The organism is Microcystis sp. M44BS1 (assembly GCF_020244875.1).
Lineage (GTDB): Bacteria > Cyanobacteriota > Cyanobacteriia > Cyanobacteriales > Microcystaceae > Microcystis > Microcystis panniformis.
In genome coordinates this window covers 1-4539 of record NZ_JADBVM010000041.1, presented here as the reverse complement: position 1 = coordinate 4539, position 4539 = coordinate 1, and the positions used below count along the sequence as shown (strand labels likewise).

The window sequence follows — 4539 nt, the reverse complement described above, 5'->3', positions numbered from 1 at the left end:
TCTCGGCTGGTGAGAGAGAGTCTATCTTTCTCTAAAAAAATGGAGAATCACGTTGGGGAACCCTTTGGTATTTTATCCATGACTACAATGCACAGCAAAGCAAAGGATTAAGCCGCCATCACTACTACCGAATCACCACCTAAAAAATGCAAGTTGTAGCCGTGCAAAGTATATTAAGAATAGCGGGCAGGGTAAGCAACCGCTTTAAAAACCCAGTCATCGCCGGATGAACGCACCTTGAAAACTAGAGTTATGGGGTTCTATAGAACCCATTTGGTATCTTTTATAATGTAGATGCTAGGCTGAAAAGGTGAAGCGAAAACCTTGTCTATTATAGGTTTCAGGGAAGAGAGTCTGTAGCCTGTTTAACGGCAATACCTTGGTCTGAACCCCGTCAGTGAATGCGCCACCGTCTAGTCGTCCCCGAAAATCGATACTTTGGAGTAAGCCAAAATGTACTCAAGTAGTATGACGAATGAAGAGTGGTCTATCGTAGAACCGCTATTGCCAAAGAAGAAATTGACTGGCCCCCCAAAATGGACAAAACGACAGATTTTAGATGGGATTTTCTATCAACTCAAAAATGGCTGTAATTGGGGTGACCTCCCGAAAGATTTCCCGACCTACTCCACCGTGTTCTGGCATTATAAACAGTGGAGAAGTCAGGGAATCATCCAAAAAATAATGGAAGAATTACATCGCCGATTACGACAACAAGAAAAAAAAACTTTTTGCCGCAAACCCTAGATAATGGTTATCATCCTGACAAAATAGAGAAAGAGTTGGTTAAGGTCTATCCAGAGATAATGACTAAAATTCAGTTTGAACTGTCTCCAAAACCGTCAAAAACCGAAAAAGCGGAGAAGGGTTGCTCAGGATTCGTACCCGTAAAAACTCGATGGGTGATTGAAAGAAGTAATTCTTGGATGGAACGCTGCAAATCTTTAGTCAAAAATTTTGAGCGCACTTTAGAACACTCCACTACCAAAATTCATCTCTGTTTTCTTCGACTTCTACTACGACGATTAGCTGTATCCTAAGATACCAAATGGATTCTATAGGACTTGGTACTAAAAAAAGCTACTTTCATCAGATAAGCTCCCAAAATCCTCTTATTGATCGAGGGACACTAGCAGATTAGAAGGCTTGGCGCGATCGCCTTGCAATGTGATTCCTCGATGGTTGGCGGCTAAATGGCGCAGGATTTTGTAAACCGTTTCCAGTTGGTCGGCAGCCCCCGCTTTTTCTGCCAGCGTGGTCAATGGCATCGGTTCAGATGCGAGCTTCAGCACGGCCAGAAGCTGTCGCTGTAAATTCAGCACCGATGCGGCGGCTTTTTTCCCGGCTTCCACCCCTGGTTGGTGGTAAGCGTTAACGTTAACCAGAGAAGCGTATAACCCTACTGCCCTTTCATAGAGAGCGATTAACGCGCCCACGGTGCGGGGATTAACCCGGGGAATAGTTACGGTAATCGAGTCCCGATGATTTTCATAAAGTGCCTCTCGTGTTCCCTGCAAAAAGCCGGAGAGAAAATCCCCGGTCGTCGCTTCTGGCTCAACTTCGATGGATGTTCCCTTCCGGTCTTCCAGTACCTCAATAAAAGTAGCAAAAAAGTTAGGTACGCCTTCTCGAAGCTGTTGCACATAGGCGTGTTGGTCGGTAGATCCTTTGTTGCCATAAACCGCGATACCCTGATAAACCGTCTTACCGTCCAAATCTTTTTCCTTACCCAGAGATTCCATCACCAACTGTTGCAGGTAACGGGAGAACAGCAACAGACTGTCTTTGTAGGGTAGCATCACCATATCTTTCTCGCCTTTGCCATGGCCAGCGTGATACCAAGCAAGAGCTAATAGGGCGGCAGGATTGCGCTTGGTGTCAGGCACACGAGTTGCCTCGTCCATTTCCTTGGCACCGGCTAAAAGGGAGCGGATGTCAATACCCAGTAGGGACGCTGACAACAGGCCAACCGCAGACATCTCCGAGGTACGTCCCCCCACCCAATCGAACATGGGAAACTCGGCTAACCAGCCTTCCATGCGTTCTAATTCGTCCATTTTGCTGCCGGTCACGGTGATGGCAACAGCGTGGGAGGGAAAATCTAGGCCCTGTTGCTCGTAAACGTGTTTTACTTCCAGCATTCCGTTACGGGTTTCCGGCGTGCCGCCAGATTTGCTGGTAATGATGATCAGGGTACTTTTGAGGCGATCCTTGAGTCGGTTCAGTAGGCGATCGATGCCCGCCGGATCGGTGTTATCGATGAAGTGAATGGCCATCGGCGCAAAATCGGGGGCCAGAGCTTCGGCGACAAATTCTGGTCCCAAGGCAGAGCCACCAATGCCAATGGAGAGAATATCGGTGAATTTAGGAGCTTCTGGGGGATGGATTGAGCCGTCGTGAACCTTTTGGGCAAAGGTTTCAATTTGTTCGAGGGTATCGACAATTTCCCTCTTTAAATTAGCTGGGGCGAGGTCAGGATTTCGCAACCAGTAATGACCGACCATCCGGTTTTCGTCAGGATTGGCGATTGCGCCTCCTTCCAGTGCTGACATATCCTGAAACGCCTTCTCAAACTTAGGCTTGAGCATCTCAACTAAGGCCTCATCAAACCCCATCCGGCTGATGTCCAGATACAATCCCAGACCTTCGTGATAGTAAAGCCAGTCTTCGTAACGTTGCCAGAGTTCCTTGGTATTCATATAAACCTCGTTAATTAGTAGCAAGGGTACAATTGCAGATTCAGAGAATAAAGTCGGTTGACAAGAAATTAGATTGGCGTTCTTTGAGGATTTGAGTGATCAAAGATTTGTTTAAGTCAGTTTCCTTCGCCGCAACCAGCGTCCTGATTGAGAACGATCGCAAAGCATCGCTCACCGACAATGTACCTTCCGCCGAATCCTTCCTACCGGTGAAAGGGAAAGTATCAGGTCCCCTTTGACACTGACTGTTGATGTTAACTCGACAGACTTGATTGACTAAGGGATCGATCAGCGCAGCGATCGCCTCGGTATCTTGACCGAAAATGCTGACCTGTTGACCATAATTGGAATTGACGATGTAGTTGATGGGAGTTTCCAAATCGTCATAGGGCATCACGGGAATCACCGGACCAAACTGCTCTTCATGGTACAAGCGCATTTGATCCGTAACCGGATAGACTACGGCTGGATAGAAAAACGTTTCCCTGATCGTTCCCCCTCCAGCGTTGACCACTTCTGCGCCGAATTTTTTAGCATCTTCCAGCAATTCCGTTAGGTATTGAGGCTTACCCGGTTCTGCCAGAGGTGTTAGCGTCACTCCCTCATCCCAGGGCATCCCAAATTTGAGGTTATTCACCGCCAACCTGAATTGTTCGATAAACGCTTCAGCAATCTGGCGCTGTACAAACAGGATCTTCAATGCCGTACACCGTTGCCCGTTGTAGGAAAGCGTTCCTAAGATACATTCCCTAACCGTCAAATTGAGGTCAGCATCGGGCAGGATAATGGCGGGATTTTTTGCCTCTAATCCGTAAATGGTGCGGAGGCGGTTAAGTTTGGGGTGTTGCTTTTCTAAGCTATTGGCTGCCCGACTCGAACCGATGAAGGCCAACACATCGACCAAACCAGATGCCATCAGGGGCGGAGTGACGGTGCGTCCAGAACCATAGATGATATTGACTACGCCGGGGGGAAACGCTTTCTGAAAAGCCGACTGCAAGGGATAGAGGGGTAGGGTGCCGGGTCGGGGCGTTTTGACCACTACGGTATTCCCCATAATTAGAGCGGGAATCAGTAGGGTGAAGGTTTCGTTCAAGGGATAGTTAGACGGTCCCATACACAACACCACACCCAAGGGCGCTCGCCGAATTTGTCCAATGACTCCCTCGACGATTTCAAACCGGGAAGAGACGCGATCGAGATTTTTTAGGGCATCGATGGTATCGCGGATATAGTCCAGGGTGCGGTCGAATTCCTTCTGCGAATCGGCGTAGGATTTGCCAATCTCCCACATCAGGATGTTTACGACTTCATCTCGCTGTTCTTGCATCCGATAGGTAAAGTCTTGCAAATGCTCAATTCGTTGGGCAACAGACAGGGTTGGCCACACCCCGCGACCCCGATTGTAGGCAGTAACAGCGGCGTTTAGGGCCGCCAAGGATTCCTGCTCGGAAAGTAAGGGGAAATGCCCGATTTTAGCGGCTACCAATCCTTGATCGGTCTGGATGTGAATGGGAGAAATCACCTCTTCCACCTCGCCATCCCAGTGACGCAGTTCTCCGTTGATCAGATACTCCCGTTGATTGATGGGAGTCTTAATGCGGAAGGCTTCTGGAATCTGGTCAGCAGTGGGAAACATGGATTCAACAGTATGGGATGGGGTGATAATGGGGGCATTCATGACGGCTAGAACTCAAATTAAAAGTCGCGCGCAACAAGTACAAGAAGCTATAGGCGGTCAACGTACCGTGGGACACACGGAATCGGGCTTCTGAAATGGGGCGAAAGTCTGTGGACTCTGTGTAAGACAGTACATGGTTTTTTAACTGTGGTATGCGAC

4 protein-coding genes are annotated in these 4539 nt (G+C 48.4%); 2 read left to right on the top strand and 2 right to left on the bottom strand.

Going from position 1 to position 4539, the window contains the following annotated elements; translation table 11 throughout:
• The first annotated feature begins 468 nt into the window (after nucleotides 1-468).
• Both IM515_RS02345 and IM515_RS02340 read left to right on the top strand, forming a co-directional pair.
• Entirely contained in the window at nucleotides 469-747 is a 279-nt protein-coding gene (locus IM515_RS02345) for a transposase (RefSeq protein ID WP_216628833.1), read from the top strand.
• A complete protein-coding gene (locus tag IM515_RS02340; RefSeq protein ID WP_043996488.1) occupies nucleotides 732-1040 on the top strand; it encodes a transposase in 309 nt (102 codons plus the stop codon). The genes IM515_RS02345 and IM515_RS02340 overlap by 16 nt, the downstream gene beginning before the upstream one ends.
• A 72-nt stretch (nucleotides 1041-1112) precedes the next feature.
• Here the strand turns inward: IM515_RS02340 and IM515_RS02335 are convergent, their stop codons facing one another.
• The gene (locus IM515_RS02335; protein ID WP_287629666.1) at nucleotides 1113-2699 is read right to left on the bottom strand and encodes a glucose-6-phosphate isomerase; all 1587 of its coding nucleotides are present in this window, start codon (nucleotides 2697-2699) and stop codon (nucleotides 1113-1115) included.
• Nucleotides 2700-2739: 40 nt separating this feature from the next.
• Nucleotides 2740-4380, bottom strand: a complete 1641-nt coding sequence (locus IM515_RS02330) for an NADP-dependent glyceraldehyde-3-phosphate dehydrogenase (protein WP_287629664.1) — start codon at nucleotides 4378-4380, stop codon at nucleotides 2740-2742.
• Nucleotides 4381-4539 lie beyond the last annotated feature (159 nt).